Origin of the sequence: Providencia sp. PROV150 (assembly GCF_028481025.1) — a bacterium.
In the GTDB taxonomy this organism is placed as follows: domain Bacteria; phylum Pseudomonadota; class Gammaproteobacteria; order Enterobacterales; family Enterobacteriaceae; genus Providencia; species Providencia hangzhouensis.
The window spans coordinates 1-17,723 of the sequence record NZ_JAMPPJ010000030.1 but is presented as its reverse complement, the minus strand read 5'-3'; the positions used below and the strand labels follow the sequence as shown (position 1 = coordinate 17,723).

15 protein-coding genes are annotated in these 17,723 nt (G+C 40.6%); 3 read left to right on the top strand and 12 right to left on the bottom strand.

The genetic code is table 11. The features are described 5' to 3' along the window. Positions 1–2: 2 nt before the first annotated feature. The 6 genes from cysN to cysJ form a co-directional block, all read right to left on the bottom strand. Positions 3–1,445, bottom strand: a complete 1,443-nt coding sequence (cysN, locus tag PSE83_RS18260) for a sulfate adenylyltransferase subunit CysN (protein WP_112307812.1) — start codon at positions 1,443–1,445, stop codon at positions 3–5. Between the two features lie 36 nt (positions 1,446–1,481). After that, positions 1,482–2,390 carry a sulfate adenylyltransferase subunit CysD gene (gene cysD, locus PSE83_RS18255; protein ID WP_110592298.1) on the bottom strand — a complete coding sequence of 303 codons (909 nt, stop codon included), beginning with the start codon at positions 2,388–2,390 and terminating at the stop codon, positions 1,482–1,484. Between the two features lie 13 nt (positions 2,391–2,403). Then, positions 2,404–3,816, bottom strand: coding sequence for a siroheme synthase CysG (cysG, locus tag PSE83_RS18250; RefSeq protein WP_164564706.1), 1,413 nt, complete (start codon positions 3,814–3,816; stop codon positions 2,404–2,406). 673 nt (positions 3,817–4,489) lie between these two features. Further along, complete coding sequence (gene cysH / locus PSE83_RS18245; RefSeq protein ID WP_164564703.1) at positions 4,490–5,224, bottom strand: phosphoadenosine phosphosulfate reductase; 735 nt, start codon at positions 5,222–5,224, stop codon at positions 4,490–4,492. Beyond that, positions 5,221–6,954, bottom strand: a complete 1,734-nt coding sequence (cysI, locus tag PSE83_RS18240; protein WP_004260751.1) for an assimilatory sulfite reductase (NADPH) hemoprotein subunit — start codon at positions 6,952–6,954, stop codon at positions 5,221–5,223. The genes cysH and cysI overlap by 4 nt, the downstream gene beginning before the upstream one ends. Further along, positions 6,954–8,759 (bottom strand): NADPH-dependent assimilatory sulfite reductase flavoprotein subunit, encoded by a 1,806-nt coding sequence (gene cysJ / locus PSE83_RS18235; protein ID WP_004260754.1) that lies wholly within the window; start codon positions 8,757–8,759, stop codon positions 6,954–6,956. Before cysJ ends, cysI begins: the two co-directional genes overlap by 1 nt. A 344-nt stretch (positions 8,760–9,103) precedes the next feature. Between cysJ and queD the strand changes: the two genes are divergently transcribed. After that, positions 9,104–9,469 carry a 6-carboxytetrahydropterin synthase QueD gene (gene queD / locus PSE83_RS18230; protein ID WP_004913900.1) on the top strand — a complete coding sequence of 122 codons (366 nt, stop codon included), beginning with the start codon at positions 9,104–9,106 and terminating at the stop codon, positions 9,467–9,469. 279 nt (positions 9,470–9,748) lie between these two features. Continuing rightward, positions 9,749–10,366 (top strand): YagU family protein, encoded by a 618-nt coding sequence (locus tag PSE83_RS18225; protein ID WP_004260761.1) that lies wholly within the window; start codon positions 9,749–9,751, stop codon positions 10,364–10,366. A gap of 65 nt (positions 10,367–10,431) precedes the next feature. On the opposite strand, the gene queE is transcribed toward PSE83_RS18225, so the two are convergent. Then, positions 10,432–11,103, bottom strand: a complete 672-nt coding sequence (gene queE, locus PSE83_RS18220; RefSeq protein WP_110592300.1) for a 7-carboxy-7-deazaguanine synthase QueE — start codon at positions 11,101–11,103, stop codon at positions 10,432–10,434. A 178-nt stretch (positions 11,104–11,281) separates the two neighbouring features. Here queE and PSE83_RS18215 point away from each other — a divergent pair, with 178 nt between their 5' ends. Continuing rightward, the gene (locus PSE83_RS18215) at positions 11,282–12,649 is read left to right on the top strand and encodes an amino acid permease (protein WP_164564697.1); all 1,368 of its coding nucleotides are present in this window, start codon (positions 11,282–11,284) and stop codon (positions 12,647–12,649) included. A 76-nt stretch (positions 12,650–12,725) separates the two neighbouring features. Here the strand turns inward: PSE83_RS18215 and PSE83_RS18210 are convergent, their stop codons facing one another. The 5 genes from PSE83_RS18210 to PSE83_RS18190 all read right to left on the bottom strand — a co-directional run bounded on the left by PSE83_RS18210 (position 12,726) and on the right by PSE83_RS18190 (position 17,186). Beyond that, positions 12,726–13,928, bottom strand: a complete 1,203-nt coding sequence (locus tag PSE83_RS18210) for an aminotransferase class I/II-fold pyridoxal phosphate-dependent enzyme (protein ID WP_164564695.1) — start codon at positions 13,926–13,928, stop codon at positions 12,726–12,728. A gap of 15 nt (positions 13,929–13,943) precedes the next feature. Then, positions 13,944–14,336, bottom strand: a complete 393-nt coding sequence (locus tag PSE83_RS18205) for a hypothetical protein (protein WP_094960905.1) — start codon at positions 14,334–14,336, stop codon at positions 13,944–13,946. 13 nt (positions 14,337–14,349) lie between these two features. Beyond that, positions 14,350–15,537 (bottom strand): NAD(P)/FAD-dependent oxidoreductase, encoded by a 1,188-nt coding sequence (locus PSE83_RS18200; protein ID WP_164564693.1) that lies wholly within the window; start codon positions 15,535–15,537, stop codon positions 14,350–14,352. Between the two features lie 216 nt (positions 15,538–15,753). Then, on the bottom strand, positions 15,754–16,335 hold the full coding sequence (locus tag PSE83_RS18195) for a DUF1287 domain-containing protein (protein WP_172766844.1): 582 nt from the start codon (positions 16,333–16,335) through the stop codon (positions 15,754–15,756). Positions 16,336–16,394: 59 nt separating this feature from the next. Then, positions 16,395–17,186: an endonuclease/exonuclease/phosphatase family protein gene (locus PSE83_RS18190; RefSeq protein WP_164564691.1), complete on the bottom strand. Its 792-nt coding sequence runs from the start codon at positions 17,184–17,186 to the stop codon at positions 16,395–16,397. Between the last annotated feature and the right edge of the window lie 537 nt (positions 17,187–17,723).

The window sequence follows — 17,723 nt, the reverse complement described above, 5'->3', positions numbered from 1 at the left end:
TATTATTTCCCACCTAAAACATCACGTGCACCCCAATGTGGGAAATGGCGGCGGACTAATTTGTTTAGCTCTATTTCAAATTCACTAAAATTACTATTTTTTTCAAAGACAGGGGCTTGTGTTTCGCGGACTAAACCCGCTCCGACGGTCACATTTGTTAATCTATCAATAAAAATCATTCCGCCAGTGTCTGCATTGCGTTGATAGTTTTCCAGTAACAATGGTTCATCAAAGGAAAATTCGACTAAACCAATACCATTCAATGGTAGCTCTGTCGCCACTTTCTGCGTTAAATTATTGATATCTACTTGATATTGAATATTTTCTACTTTTGCCCGACTGCGTTTTCCCGCAATTTTAATATCAAGTTGTTGGCCTTGAACTAACGGCTGCTCAGACATCCACACGACATCAACAGATGCATGCTGTGTGCTTTGTAAGGTTTCATCTTGTGCAACAATTAAGTCGCCACGACTGATATCAATTTCATCCTCAAGCACTAATGTAATTGCTTCCCCCGGCACAGCGAAATCTTGTAACCCTGAAAATGTCACAATTTCTTTGATTGCTGAGATGGCGCCAGAGGGCAACACTTTAATCTTTTGCCCCACTTCCACGACACCTGATGATAATGTCCCGCTGTATCCGCGAAAGTCCAAATTTGGGCGGTTCACATATTGCACAGGGAAACGCAAAGCTTGCTCCGAGGCTTTTTGTTCCACTTGAACATTTTCCAATATCGATAATAGCGTATCGCCTTGATACCATTTAAAATTATCACTTGAATTTACAATGTTATCGCCATCTAGAGCAGAGATAGGTACAAACCATACCTTTAAATCCACAGGCAATTCCATCGCAAACTTTTGGTAATCTTGTTTTATTTTTTCAAAAATGGCTTCACTGTAATCCACCAGATCCATTTTATTGACGGCGACAATAAGATGGCGAATCCCAAGCAATGTACTAATAAAACTATGTCGACGTGTTTGCTCCTGTACCCCTTTTCGAGCATCGATCAACAAAATAGAAAGTGAGCAAGTTGATGCCCCTGTCGCCATATTGCGCGTATATTGTTCATGACCGGGGGTGTCCGCAATAATAAATTTGCGTTTTTCTGTTGAAAAATAACGATAAGCCACATCGATTGTGATCCCCTGCTCACGTTCAGCAGCAAGGCCATCCACCAGCAAAGCAAGGTCAAGCTTTTCCCCTTGAGTCCCTATCCGCTTACTGTCACTTTGCAAAGTTGACAGCTGATCTTGGTATATTTGGCGGGTATCATGCAGTAAACGGCCGATTAAGGTACTTTTACCATCATCCACATTCCCACAGGTTAAAAAACGCAATAATCCTTTTTGTTGCTGCGCCAATAAGTAAGGTTCTACCCCACCTTGCTGTTCGATTTGATGAGCGATTGATTCATTATAAACGGCTTGTGCCATGATTTTTCTCCTGACTTTGCGTATTCACCTTGCCCACTAAAAATAACCTTGGCGCTTTTTCAACTCCATAGAAGCGGATTGGTCGCTATCAATCAGCCGCCCCTGCCGCTCACTCGTTGTGGAAATCAACATTTCTTCTATAATCTCAGGCAGCGTTTGTGCTTCTGATGGCACAGCTCCGGTCAGTGGCCAACAACCTAATGTTCTAAAACGCACTTTTTGCTGACTAATGACTTCACCAGCTTGTAAGTCAATACGGTTATCATCCACCATTAACAAAGTGCCGTCCCGCTGAATAACCGGCCGCTCTTTTGCAAAATACAGGGGAACAATATCGATATTTTCCAAATAGATATATTGCCAGATATCGAGCTCAGTCCAATTTGATAACGGGAAAACTCGAATACTTTCCCCTTTATTGATCTGTCCATTATAGTTATGCCACAACTCAGGCCGTTGGTTTTTAGGATCCCAACGATGAGATCGGTCACGGAAAGAGTAGATCCGTTCTTTGGCACGTGATTTCTCTTCATCACGACGAGCACCACCAAATGCAGCATCAAAACCGTACTTATCTAAAGCCTGCTTTAAGCCCTCGGTTTTCATAATATCTGTGTGCTTAGCGCTGCCGTGCACAAACGGGTTAATCCCTAATTTTTCCCCTTCAGGATTACGATAAACAAGTAACTCAAAGCCGTATTTTTCTGCAGTTGCATCGCGAAACTCGTACATTTCACGAAATTTCCAGCCTGTATCAACATGTAAAAGAGGAAATGGTAGTTTTCCCGGATAAAATGCCTTGCGTGCTAAATGCAGCATCACGGAAGAATCTTTACCAATAGAGTACAGCATGACTGGGTTAGCAAATTCGGCGGCAACTTCACGAATGATATGAATACTTTCTGCCTCTAACTGCTGTAAATGAGTCAATTTTTTGTCGTTCACGATAGCCCCTTACTTAAGCCAGTTCCAATACGGCACTGCGCCATCTTATATCTTCAGTTTGAGAACCAAACCATGCGAGTTGTTGGTGTAATGCAGCGACTTCACCAACCACTATCAAAGCAGGAGCAGGTGCCTGCTGTGCTAATACTTCAAGTTCATCGAGTTTTCCGGTTACTACTTTTTGTTCACGCCTTGTACCACAGCCGATAACCGCTACAGGGGTATTTTCAGCACGGCCAAATTGAATCAATTGTTCGCTGATTTTCGCAGCTTTCACGGTCCCCATATAGATAGCTAAGGTTTGGTTTCCTCGAGCAAGTGCCTGCCAATCAAGTTCCATCCCATTTTCACGGCAATGACCCGTAATAAACGTAATGCTTTGTGAATGTTCGCGGTGAGTCAGCGGAACTCCTGCGTAAGCGGCTGCACCAATTGCTGCAGTCACACCCGGAACCACTTGAAATGGGATCCCCGCTTGCGCCGCCACTTGTAGCTCTTCCCCTCCTCGCCCGAAAACAAAAGGATCACCACCTTTAAGGCGCACCACTTTTTTACCTTGTTGAGCAAATTTCACGATTAAAGCATTGGTTTCTTCTTGGGAAACACTGTGATTTCCTGCGCGTTTCCCAACACAAATCTTGTCAGCGTCGCGGCGAACTAACTCGAGGATTTCCTCACTCACCAGATGGTCATACAAAACCACTTCTGCACTTTGTAAAACTCGCAACCCTTTTAACGTGAGTAGCCCCGCATCACCCGGCCCAGCACCGACTAAGATTAACTCGCCATGGTTATCAGGCTCATACAATTGACGTTCCAATTGTTGTTCCGCTTCACTGAATTGCCCTTTTTCGACTAGCGAAGCAAAACGCCCACTAAAACTTTTTTCCCAAAAACGTTTTCTTTCACGCATATTAGTAAGTGTTTCTTTGACTTTATGACGCCAGCGGCCGGCTATTTCCGCCATTTCCCCCAAAGAAGTTGGCAACATCGTTTCCAATTTTTCTCTGAGTAAACGTGCTAATACAGGCGCAGTCCCCCCTGAAGAGATCGCCACAATCACTGGCGAGCGATCGATAATAGAAGGCACAATAAATGAACATAATGGTTGGTCATCAACCACGTTAACAAATATTTTTCGTTCATTGGCGTCATAGAAAACCGTTTCATTCAGTAATGCATCATCTGTTGCTGCGATAACTAAAAAAGCATCATCTAAATGAATGGATTGGTAATCTTCAGCTAACCAAACAAATTTATTTTGTTGGTGTTCAGCTTGTAACTGTGTACATAACGTCGGTGAGATGACCACTAAGTCAGCTTGTGCTTTTATTAGCAATTCTGCTTTTCGTGCTGCGACCACACCGCCGCCAATTAACACGACCTTTCGCGTGCGGACATCGACAAATAATGGTAAATAATCCATCTTGCTCACCCATCGTTATATAAACTTATTATAAGAAATAGACAATTGACTATATGGCTTCAATCAACAGGTTTGAAATGACAAAAAGCTCTTTCTTGTAACTTAAAAGCATAAGCCTGAGCTCTTGCACAAAAACACTAAAAACCAGCCAATACCGAACAAAAATACAAGACTTAACGCAAACTTCTAATAATTATGAGAAAAACAAAAAATAAGAAATACTTATTTTTAACAAAAGGCATTCCTTTGTAATTAAACAAATATTTTATTTATTCAGTTATTATTTACTTATATTTAATACCCTAAATAATTCGAGTTGCCATTTGAAGTATAACCAATCAATACTCTAAATAATTCAAGTTGCAGCTAGGCGGCAAGTAAATGAGTCGCTAGGAGCATACACCAGTATGCGACTAGTGCGAATGCGCGTAGCCAACAACGCTGCAGATTGAAGTATGACGAGTATAAAGCTAGGAGCATACACCAGTATGTGACTAGTGCGAGTGCACGTAGCCAACAACGCTGCAGATTGAATTATGACCTAATCAATATTCTAAATAATTCAAATTGCAGCTAGGCGGTAAGTAAATGAGTCGCTAGGAGCATACACCAGTATGTGACTAGTGCGAGTGCACGTAGCCAACAACGCTGCAGATTGAATTATGACGAATATTTAGTTTTCATGAAGCCCGCACTCACGCTTTAAACCAAAAAAACGCGTATCTTCTTCATTCATACCCTCTTCCCATTTGCGAGTTGTATGGGTATCGCCAACCGATAAATACCCTTGTTCCCACAACGGATGGTAGGGTAAATCATATTTTGTTAGATATTCATAAACTTGCTTATTATTCCAATCAATCACTGGTAAAACTTTAAAAATCCCTTTCCCGATACCTAGTACAGACAAATTTGCACGGCTTGCTGATTGTTCTCGCCGTAAACCAGAAAACCAGGTTTGTGCTTGTAATTCATGTAACGCGCGCTCCATCGGCTCAACTTTATTCAATTGGTTATAACGCTCAATACCATCAAGCCCTTGTGTCCAAAGTTGACCATACAGCGCTTCTTGCCAAGCTGGTGACTGTTTGGCTCGATACACCTGCAAATTTAAATTCAGCTTATCTGTTAATACTTCAATAAACTGATAGGTTTCTGGGAACAAATAACCGGTATCCGTTAAAATAACTGGGATATTAGGCACAATTTGCGTCACCATATGCAATGTCAGTGCCGCTTGAATACCAAAGCTGGAAGACAACACAAACTCAGTCGGTAAGTATTCAACCGCCCACTCAACCCGCTGCAATGCATTCATTGCTTCTAACCGGGAATTAGACTCAGCGAGATAAGCGATTTGTTGGGGCTTATCGAGTTCGATGAGTGTTGCTAGTTCAAGTCGGCTCATACTGCCTCCTTAACCTCATAAAAATCAACAGCAGAATTCAATACGGGCTTAACAACATTGGTGCGAATAACAAAATCGCCAAATCCTTCATTAGGTAGACGGTTTTTCGCCCAATCACCGATTAACTCATCCAAAATAGCTAAAATCTCTGTACTAGTGATGTTTTCACGGTACATGCGTGGAATACGGGTGCCAATGCGATTTCCACCTAAATGTAAGTTATATCTATCCATCGCTTTACCGACCAGCCCTACTTCCGCCAGCATGGCTCGCCCACAGCCATTAGGACAACCCGTTACCCGCAAAACGATATGTTCATTGGCAACTTGATGGGCGGCCATGATACTTTCCACTTGACTAATAAATTCAGGTAAAAAACGTTCTGCTTCGGCCATCGCGAGCGGGCAAGTTGGAAATGATACACAAGCCATGGAATTTTCACGTTGTGCCGTAATGTCATCACTCATTAACCCATGAGATCTGGCAATTGCTTCAATTGCCGCTTTTTCACTTTCGGGCACACCCGCAACAATTAAGTTTTGGTTTGCCGTTAAACGAAAGTCCCCTTGGTGAATACGTGCAATTTCAGCCACGCCGGTTTTTAATGGTTTATTTTCTAAATCAATTAATCGACCATTTTCAATAAACAATGTTAGGTGCCAACGGTTATCAATGCCTTTAAGCCAGCCAATCTTGTCACCGCGTTCAGTAAATTCATATGGGCGAATAGGTTCGAAAACTACGCCTGAGCGCCTTTCGACTTCAGCTTTGAAAGTATCAACTCCCACTCGCTCAAGGGTATATTTGGTTTTCGCATTTTTACGTTCAGTACGATTTCCCCAATCCCGTTGGGTAGTCACTATCGCTTCTGCAATGGCTAACGTTTTCTCTAATGGAATAAACCCAAACTCACTGGCTAAGCGAGGAAATGTCGCCGTATCACCATGAGTCATAGCAAGGCCACCGCCCACCAGCACGTTAAAACCGATCAACTCACCATTTTGGGCTATCGCAACAAAGTTCATATCATTTGCATGCAAATCCACATCGTTTAATGGCGGGATCACGACAGAGGTTTTAAATTTTCTTGGCAAATAAGTTTGCCCTAAAATTGGCTCTTCATCCGTTGTCACTATTTTTTCTTTATCTAACCAAATTTCCGCGTAAGCACTAGTGCGCGGTAATAAATGTTCAGATATTTTCTTTGCCCATTCATAAGCTTGTTGGTGCAATTCAGATTGCACGGGGTTAGAGGTACATAACACGTTACGGTTAACGTCATTCGCCGTTGCAAGGGCATCTAAACCAACGTGACTTAACATTTGATGGGCAGGCTTTACATCCCCTTTTAAAATGCCATGGAACTGAAATGTTTGCCGATTCGTAATGCGCACACTGCCATACAGCGTGTGCTCTGTGGCAAACTTATCAATATCAAGCCATTGCTTGGGTGTAATAATGCCGCCCGGCAAACGACAACGTAGCATCATTGCATGGCGAGGCTCGAGTTTTTGTTCCGCTCGCTCGGCACGAATATCACGGTCATCTTGTTGGTACATACCGTGAAAGCGAATCAACAGGAAATTATCACCCTCAAATCCCCCCGTTAACCCATTTTTTAAGTCATCCTTAATGGTTCCACGCAAGTAATTACTGTCTTGCTTCATGCGTTCACTGTCTGCGAGTTTACCTTCGACAATTAAGGGCTTTTGTTGTTGTTCATTGCTCATTAATAAACATCCCTCTGATAACGGCGCATTACGCGCAGCTCACTTAAAAATTCATCAGCTTCTTCACTGTCCATGTTCCCATATTGACTGACGATATCTAATAATGCCTGTTCAACATCTTTGGCCATGCGGTTTGCATCACCACACACATAGATGTGCGCACCTTCTTGTAACCATTGCCAAACTTCTTCACCTTGTTCGCGAAGTTTATCTTGTACGTAAATTTTTTCTTGCTGGTCGCGAGACCACGCTAATGAAATATGGGTTAGTAAACCGTCTTTGACATAACGCTGCCATTCCACTTGGTAGAGAAAGTCATCAACAAAATGTGGATTACCAAAAAATAACCAATTTTTTCCTGTCGCACCGTCATTGTCACGCTGCTGTAAGAAAGCACGAAATGGCGCTATCCCTGTACCTGGGCCAATCATGATCACAGGCGTATTTGGGTCTTGTGGCAGTCGAAAATTATCATTGTGCTCAATGAATATACGAAGTTCATCATCCTCATTTAAGCGATCGGCTAAGAAACCTGACGCACCACCAGTACGCGCCTTACCATCAATCTCATAGCGGACAACGCCAACCGTTGCATGAACTTCATTTTCTACTTCAGATTGGGAAGAAGAAATCGAGTACAAACGAGGGGTTAGCGGACGCAGTAGGTCAACAAATTCTTGGGCAGTAGGCTGAGATGCCGCTTGGCGTACCATATCGACGATTGGCGTATTTTGTGCGTAGTGCAAAATAGCGGCTTTATCGCTAATTAATGACAATAGAGCATCGTCTTTTGATAACTGAGCATATTTTTCGACAATCACTGGAGTATTTTGTGTCAGTTCTAATTGATAAATCAGCGCATCACGTAATGAGTGGCGCTGCGAACCAATAAAGACTTCTTCATCACCTTGCAGCCACAACAGAGCCACCAACTCATCAACTAAAGCAGGGTCATTATCGAACCAAACACCTAGTGCATCACCAGGTTGATAACGTAAACCAGAGTCACCGAGATCAATTTCAATATGGCGAACATCTTTTTGTGAGTCCCGACTGGTGATCTTTTGATTGCTCAGGAGTGACGCAGTTAATGGCGCAGTTTTACTATAAGGTGATGAATGAATTTCATTCACACTTCCTGCTTGAGTCACCAATAATTGGCTATCACTTTGAGCAGGAACGCGAGCTTTTAAAATCTGAGTGAGGCTTTCAACCCACTCATCCGCAATCCCTTGGTATTCAACATCCGCATCAATTCGCTCGGTTAATGACGTCGCCCCTAATGATGCAAGCTGTGAATCGAAATCTTTACCTGCTTGACAGAATTTTTCGTAAGATGAATCCCCCAGCGCAAAAACCGCATAACTGGTTTGTGATAAATTTGGCGCTTTTTTAGAATGAAGATATTTGTATAATGCAACCGCTTCTTCAGCTGGCTCCCCTTCACCCTGCGTTGAGGCTACAACAACTAACACTTTCTCTTGGTTAATTTGTTTGAATTTATAATCCCCTGCATTCACTAAATTCACACTAATTTTTTCACCGACTAAACGCTCTCTAAGCTGCTCTGATAGGCGGCGTGCATTTCCTGTCTGTGATGCAGAGATGATTGTGACCGTATCTTGGGTAACCACAGGCGCACTGACAGATGCATCAACTTGCGTATTCTGATTTACTATTCCCCACAAATAACCAGAAAGCCATGCGAGTTGATGGGATGAAAAATCATCAACGGCCGTCTGTAAACGTGCTAATTGCTCAACAGATATTGGCAGCGCCGCTAATGGCGGCTGTTTTTTTGTCATTATCTTGTAACCCCAGTGTTATTCATCTTTGATTTTAAAAACGACGCCATGTCATTACCCCAGAAAAGACCGACAACCTAACACTTGCTCATTCCCCCCAAATAATTAAGGTAATAAAGCAAAAAATACCGCAGTACCTGAAACATATAGGGTATGCAGTTAGGTTATAACAACCCTAGATAATGGGATAAGAAACGATAGCCATAATTAATAACTAAAAAGCCTAAAGCAATTAACTGATGGATCATATTGATAAAAGCGGTTAACGCTATTTTAGTAATTAAAGATATTTTCACCTAAAAATGCAGTACAATACGCTGTTTATTCACAACAAGGAGCCACATATGAGCACAACAATCTATAAAGATTTCACTTTCGAAGCTGCCCACAAATTACCTCATGTCCCAGAGGGTCATAAGTGTGGCCGCCTCCATGGGCATTCTTTCATGGTGCGTTTAGAAATTACTGGTGAAGTCGACTCCCATAGTGGTTGGATTATTGATTTTTCCGACGTAAAAGCCGCGTTTAAACCTATTTGGGAACGCTTAGACCATCATTATTTAAATGATATCGAAGGGTTAGAAAACCCAACCAGTGAGGTATTAGCGCAGTGGATTTGGCAACAAACTAAGCCTTTACTACCCTTATTAAGTGCGGTTACCGTAAAAGAAACCTGCAATGCAGGTTGCGTCTATCGCGGAGAAGCTTAAAAGTACAAGTGCTACAAATATAATGTAATGTTATTTTACGCAGCCATTTTGATAGCTGGGCAAAATAACATTCATAAATATAGAAATATAATATAGGGACACAAGCACCTCAGGCGGCAAGCCTAATAGATTTTGAAAATAAATGAGGGGCAAAAAGCAATCAGTGGCTGACATTCCCCCCTTGAAATTAAGGATATAAAAACTTTAATTTGACATAGTGCATTAAATTATAACCTGATCTATTATTTACCATTATTTACTCTTAATAAGGCAGGGAAAATGCATTTATTTCAACAAACACCAAAATCCAGAAGGCGTTATGGACTGGCCGCATTTATTGGTCTAATCGCTGGTATCGTCTCTTCGTTTGTCAAATGGGGGGCTGAAGTCCCATTACCACCAAGAAGCCCAACGGATATGTTCAACGCAGCTTGTTCGCCAGAAACGCTGATCCGTGCAGCAGAACAAATTGACTGCTCACGTAACTTCCTCAACCCACCTTATATTTTCTTAAGGGATTGGTTAGGAATTGCCGACCCTAACTCTGCAGTTTACACCTTTGCTGGGCACGTTTTTAACTCTGTGGGTGTTACTCACATCATATTTTCTATCGTATTTGCTGTCGGATATTGTATTGTTGCTGAAGTATTCCCTAAAATTAAGCTATGGCAAGGGTTGTTAGCGGGTGCACTGGCGCAATTATTTGTCCATATGATTTCTTTCCCTCTTATGGGGCTCACCCCTCCACTCTTCGACCTACCATGGTATGAGAATGTTTCAGAAATATTTGGCCATTTAATTTGGTTTTGGTCTATTGAAATTATTCGCCGTGACTTGCGTAACCGTATTACTCATGAGCCAGATCCTGAAGTACCATTAAACCAACCATTTAGGTAATTTAAAGGCCCCCAATGAGTATTTTCCAACTCTTGGGGGTTACTAAAAACCATCGCTATTTTTTATTATTGAATATCCAAATACTTATGTGTTTGAATTGATAAACGCCAGTTGCGTTGAATACAGGTTTCAATACACAATTTTGTTGCTGCCGCTTTTTGGCTGATTGGCTGTAATGCCACTACTGGAGGCGTTTCGACAGTACGCAATGCTAAAATTTTCTCAAGTGCTTCAATATCTTTCTCGCGAGCAACAGGATGTTTAATTTCATTGGCACGATTTACTGCTTGGCTGATCACCTGCAGTCCTCCTTTCATACCGACTTTTGGTGATACAGTAACCCATGTGTTATCAGTGCATTGAATAGGGTATGTGCCGCTAGTTTCAATTTGGCATTGATATCCATGTTGTTCTAATATCCCAGTCAGTGGCTGTAAATCATAAATACAGGGCTCACCGCCTGTAATAACAATATGCTGTGCGCTGAAGTGTTTTTCTTTCATTAATTGAACCAATGCCTCACTATCTGCCATAGCCCATGCATCTGAATCAATCGTTTTAAGTGCGATATCCCCTAGGGTAGATTCTTTATCTTGTTCTTTTTCCCATGTTTGTTTGGTATCACACCAGCTACATCCAACTGGGCAGCCCTGCAAACGAATAAATACGGCTGGAACACCAGTAAAAACCCCCTCTCCTTGAATGGTTTGGAAGATTTCATTAATTGGGTATTTCATATCACTCCTAAAATAGTTAGCTGAGCACGCATTATATTGCAGATATCTATCTCACGAACAAGGAAGTTTGTGATAATGTAGCCACCTTAAGGTTCAATAAAGTACGTCCGACTTAATAAACAATACCGAAAGCCTATTCGGAACAATATATCGAACGAAGAAAAAGACAGGAAAAGACATGCAAAGTAGTGAACAAAATCAACTCAGAAAGGGACTGAGTGTTCGGCACATTCGCTTTATGGCTTTAGGGTCAGCGATTGGTACCGGCTTATTTTATGGGTCTGCTTCCGCAATTCAAGCGGCAGGGCCTGCTGTGCTACTCGCTTATATGGTCGGTGGTGCCGCTGTATTTATGGTCATGCGAGCCTTAGGCGAGATGGCTGTGCATCACCCAGTACCCGGTTCATTCTCTCACTACGCTAGCCATTACATGGGTCCCTTAGCTGGTTTTTTAACTGGCTGGAACTACGTATTTGAAATGTTGGTCGTTTGCTTGGCTGATATTACCGCCTTTGGGATGTACATGGGGTTTTGGTTCCCTCATGTCGACCAATGGGTGTGGGTATTAAGTATCGTGCTATTTATTAGCGCACTCAATTTATGCCACGTTAAAATTTTTGGTGAAATGGAATTTTGGCTGTCTATCGTAAAAGTCTCTGCAATCATCGCAATGATTGTTGGTGGAGCCTTCTTAATGTTCTACGGCTTCGGCCAAGAAACTGACCATGCGGTGGGTATCCAAAATCTATGGGAACACGGTGGTTTTATGCCAAACGGCATTGAAGGCGTTATCGCGTCCTTAGCTATCGTAATGTTCGCCTTTGGGGGTATCGAAGTGATCGGTATTACCGCCAGTGAAGCGCAAAACCCGGAGAAAACCATTCCTAAAGCAATCAATGCGGTACCCATTCGTATTTTATTATTCTATGGGTTAACACTTTTTATTCTGATGTGTATCTACCCGTGGAATCAAATTGGTCAAAATGGCAGTCCATTCGTCCAAATTTTTGATAGCTTAGGCATTCAATCAGCGGCAAATATCTTAAATATCGTGGTGATAACCGCGGCAATTTCAGCTATCAATAGTGATATTTTCGGTGCTGGTCGCATGATGTATGGTATGGCACAAGACAAACAAGCACCAAAAGTCTTTACCAAGTTGACTAAAAGTGGGGTGCCTTGGGTCACTGTACTGGTGATGTCTGTTGTCATGTTACTGGGCGTTTATTTAAACTACCTACTTCCAGAAAAAATCTTTGTGATTATTGCGTCAATCGCAACCTTTGCGACCGTTTGGGTCTGGTTAATGATACTACTTTCTCATGTCGCAATGCGTCGCCAAATGAGCCCTGAAGAGATTAAAAAACTCAAATTCCCAGTACCGTTCTGGCCAATTGGCCCTGCAATTACTATCGCATTTATGGTCTTTGTTATTGCACTACTTGGCTTCTTTAAAGATACACAAGTTGCCCTTCTCGTCGGGTTTGCATGGGTCGCTATATTGAGCGTCACCTTCTTTGTCATGCGTAAATTTCAAAAACCTTAATCGACTAAAGCATTCGTAAAGTAAATTTAGGCCCTATATTTATATGATATAGGGCCCTTTGTTACCTATTTTGGTATCAAATGAGCGCTTGCTTAATATCGGCAATCAAATCATTAGCGCTTTCTAACCCAACTGACAAACGAATAAGCCCATCACTAATCCCATACTGTTTTCGTTCCTCAGCAGTGTAAGTAGAATGGGTCATACTTGCAGGGTGCTGGGCCAATGACTCACAATCACCTAAGCTAACCGCACAAGAAAATAGCTGTAAACGGTTCAGAAACTGCTTACCCGCCTCAAGTCCCCCTCCAAGTTCAAAAGCAATCATCCCTCCAGGCAGCTTCATTTGCCTTTGAGCTAATGTGTATTGAAGAAAACTCGGTAAACCCGGATACATCACTTGAGAAACTTCAGATAGTGAGGCCAAATATTCCGCAACTTTCTGTGCATTCTCAACCACTCTTTCCATTCTGATTGGCAGTGTTTTCATTCCTCGCAATATCAGGTTTGCATCATGAGGGGATAAACATGCTCCAGTCATATCCTTCAGCCCAACCAATCTGATTTGCTTCGCTAATTCCTCAGTTGTTATAACAGCGCCAGCCATCACATCACCATGCCCATTCATATATTTCGTTAATGAATGAACAACGATATCCGCTCCAAGCTCAAGTGGTTTTTGAATGTAAGGAGTACAATAGGTATTATCTACTGTCACCAATATTTCTTGGTTATTTGCAAGGTTATATTGATGAACGATATTACTCACAGCATTAATATCAACTAAGCGCATATTTGGGTTTGCAGGTGATTCGAAAAATATCATCTTTGTTTTTTCAGTGAGTTCCTGTGCCACATTATTTGGGTCACTCATATCAATGTGACGAACTTTGACACCAAATCGAGCTAACCCATGATGAAAGAATGCATATGTACAGCCATAAACCGTCATATCAACTAACAGCTCATCTCCTGGGCTTAGTAAGGTCCAAAGAGTCGATGTTATTGCCCCCATCCCTGAAGAAAATACAATTGCGGCATCCCCCTCTTCTAAATCAGCAAGCCGCTTTTCCAACAAACTTAATGTTGGGTTATTTATTCGTGTATAAATATACCCATCCGATTCACCGCTAAAACAAGCGGCACCTTCTTCAACACTATCAAATACGTAAGTTGACGTTTGATAAATAGGAGAAGCTAGTGATCCTAAATTTTCGGCTGCATCATAGTAATTATGTATCACACGCGTATCAAAAGAATACAGTCTATCTAATATCATACCACCTCCGAAATATTATCCCTCTTGGGGGGAAGACAATCGAGAACCCATTATTTGCAAGGTTCGTAAAACGGTACTAATTCCACGTAATGTATTTGGATCTTTTAATAAAGCATACACCGAACGAAAATTTGGATTTTTACTATTATATATTTCCTCCATTTTAGCCATATTATATGCAGTGCCGAATTCCCAGACTGGCGCTAGAGTATCCTCAAATGAGTTTGCCAGTTTTTCTACCGTGCTATTATCAGTAATGTCAATAAGGTCAGAAATTAGAGAAAGTAAATCAACAATATTATCTAAACGATTCAATTGTAATAGCGGTGCTAATTTGTCTGCGAAATGATCACCCGACTCAGAATTAAGAAGTTCAATTAGTTTACTTTGATTTTCATTATTAGACATTTTGATTTCCTCCTTAAACTAAGCCACGAATAGCAGCCCAATAAATACCTCTATTAAAGCCATTTCTTAGTAATCCCCCTAATTTAGTCGGAGGCGTAGGAATAACATCGTGTTTATAATCGTATTGTAAAGGCATCCCTGCAGTTAATCCCATTTGGGCAACAGCTTGAACTCGCCCATCATAGATAGCTGCGGGATAACCATAAATTAATTCTCCGCAAATATTATCAGCTATAATTGCGGCCTGATTATGACAGCTTCCACCTGCTTTACTGATCGGTAAATCAACCGTATCACCTATAACATAAACGCCATCAACACCATAAACTTGCATAGTTTCATGGTCGGTAGGTAACCAACCTTCACCATTATTATGCTCACTTAATCCGGTATTAATAACTGCCTCAACCGCGGTAATTGGCGGAGTGCTAATCAATAAGTCGAAATTTTGCTCATCACCTTCTTTCGAATAAGCTATTTTTTTATCTGGATCAACTTTATCTAAAGTAAACCCTCTCTGAGCTTTAATATTTTTAGCAGTAAATACTTCAGGAATAACTTCACAAACAGGTTGTTGCATGAATAAACAGTTACGCAATAATTGTGAAACTGTTGGATAGGTATAAACGATTTCAATACTATCCCTAACTCGACGTTTACGTAAAAATTCATCAATCATTAATGTTGTTTCCATCGGCGCGATGCCACACTGATGGGGTACATTTGGCGTTTCAGGGAATGATACCGTAATAAAAATTCGACCTTTTTCAATCTTAGCAAGTTGATCTGCTAGCTTTCTCGATGCTTCATATGCATAAAAGTGGTTACCGATATCTTTTAAACCTTCAATTCGCTCAGGTTTAGGTACGCAACCTGTTGCAATCACAAGAAAATCATAGTTATATTTTTTTCCATGCTTAGAGTTTAGCGCTTTATTTTTAAAATCAAAATGCTCTATTTTATCAATGGCTAACTCTATTTCAGGTCTTAGCAATTCTCTTTCAGGGCGACTCAGTTCATCCTTAAAAAATAAATTAAAAGCAACATACATAAATGCAGGTTTATAATAATGGATTGGATTATCAGTAATTAATGTTATTTTTATTTTCTTCGAAAAAATTTCTCTACTCAATTTTCTAGCAAGTGTATTTGCTAGCATCGTCCCACCCGTTCCACCGCCAACAATAACTATATTTTTCATAACATTAACCACCATTTATATATAATTAAATTCTATACGACATACCACCTACCTGTTATAAATATAGTTCATAGTGAATTAATGCTAATACAATAATTAGAATATAATTTTAAAAACAACAATTAAAACTAATCACTTACATATATAAAACCTCTTGAGTAAGTTAATTTTTAAAATTATAATCTAGGAAATTATATTATATAAAAACCATTTCACTTAATAAGAATAATGTCCAACAATATCCCAACGAAATAAAACATCTTCAGCAACTTGGCCATATCCAATATTGTGCATAACTAAATAACTTTGTGTACTTGGTGACTTTATCGAAGTTACAACACCGATATGTGGCCGACCATTATCTAAACGCCAAGAGACAATATCGCCGGGAATATAATCACTGGCATTCTTTGATATAGGCTTTTTTTTCCCTTTTCGCGAGAAAAAAGCCTCTAAATTAGGTACACGACGATGATCAATATTTGTATCTGGCTTACGTAATCCCCATATACGTTGGCTGGGATATTGACTAAAGTTTGCTTTCATGTCTTCATGTACTAATTTTTGTAAATCAATACCAATTTTTCGGTAGCTTCGTATAACTACATCAGAACAGACACCATATTGTTCGGGCACATCACCATTTGGATAAGAAATTTGTCGATAAGATGAGTCATAAATAACTAAACGAGGCAACTGTTCAGCATGTTTTGCCAACAATAAGCTAGACCCATTAGCTATTTGTGCAAAAAAGAAAAGAATGTATAAAAACGATGATTTCAATCTGATATTCCCCATAAAAGTAGTTCATCGAATCTACAATTAAATACGAGGGAAAATAAGGGAGATAATCTTAATTACTTAGAAAGCGTAAATTTGGTCATAATAGGGTTATGATCAGAAGCATCTGTCGGTAGTACAGTGCTATCTTTAACGTTCAATCCACGATAAAACACGTAATCCAAAGGACGACCAAAAGCCTTAGTACGGTAATCATCACTAAATACAATTTCTTTCAAGCCTACACTGCGAATAAATCGTTTCAACGCATTCACACGCTGTCTACTCCATGCATTAAAATCACCTGCTAGGATTACTGGCCCTACATGTTTAGCAATATGAACACCTAATTTACTTAGTTGCCGAGTATAAACATCTACTCCAAAACTGAAATTAATTGCATGAACATTCGCTACCATCAAATGTTTTCCATTTGGTAGGGGATATACCGTAATCAACGCAGATTTAGCTAACCGTAAAAGTGGTTCTTTTTCTCTTAAAGGACAGCAATATATTGGGTGTGAAGCTGCAAGCGTCATCACACCAGCGGGATGAGGAGAAAAAGGTAATGCAGGTACTTGGTCAGCAATTAATTTGTGTGATGCAGCAAAAGATATTAGCTCAGGTGACATTTGAGCTTCTTGCAACAAAATAAGTTTTCTATCTTTCACTAACTCATTAAGTGTATATTTCCAATTTGGACGCTGCTGCTTATAAATGTTCCATATAACCACATCAAGAGTTTCACCCGCAGCAAATAGCGGTAAACCTATTGGAAGTGATTCTCCTAACATATGTACAGGCATGGGCTGAATACGTTTAGCGGGCTCACCTGCAATATACCGAACAGAATAGGTTCTTTTCGCCAAATTTGAAGTCCCTATATCACAGAAAAATAATGAAAATCTTACACTTTTTGATTAGTTACTGTGGGTAGTATATCAAATTTGAGGTGTTATAGCTTATCAAATTTAATGTAACTGCCATCTTAACCCTAGGGTCTTTAAGTTTTTCATTAGCGCTATCTATTAAGGAGTAATGCTCCATACCTTCTTTTACTTTTCCCTTTGAAATGATAAGTATGTTAGGCACCCCACCTAAGCGGTATCATTCATCACCGTGATGGGCAAACATCCAATCCACAATATTTATTTGATTTTATTAAAATTCCGCTCCCCTAAATAATCTGTGAGCTGTTACTCACTACTTTGCATTCACAATATCCATTCAGCGCACCAATACAACCGCTCCCCCTCCATTACTTCTCCTAACCCCTGTTATCCCACCCTCACCAACAGCCATCGTCTCCTTCAACAAGTGAGTTGTTACTGACTACTTTGGCTCAAGCGATGTCATTCATCACCGTGATGGGCAAACATCCAATCCACAGTACTCTCGTGATATTC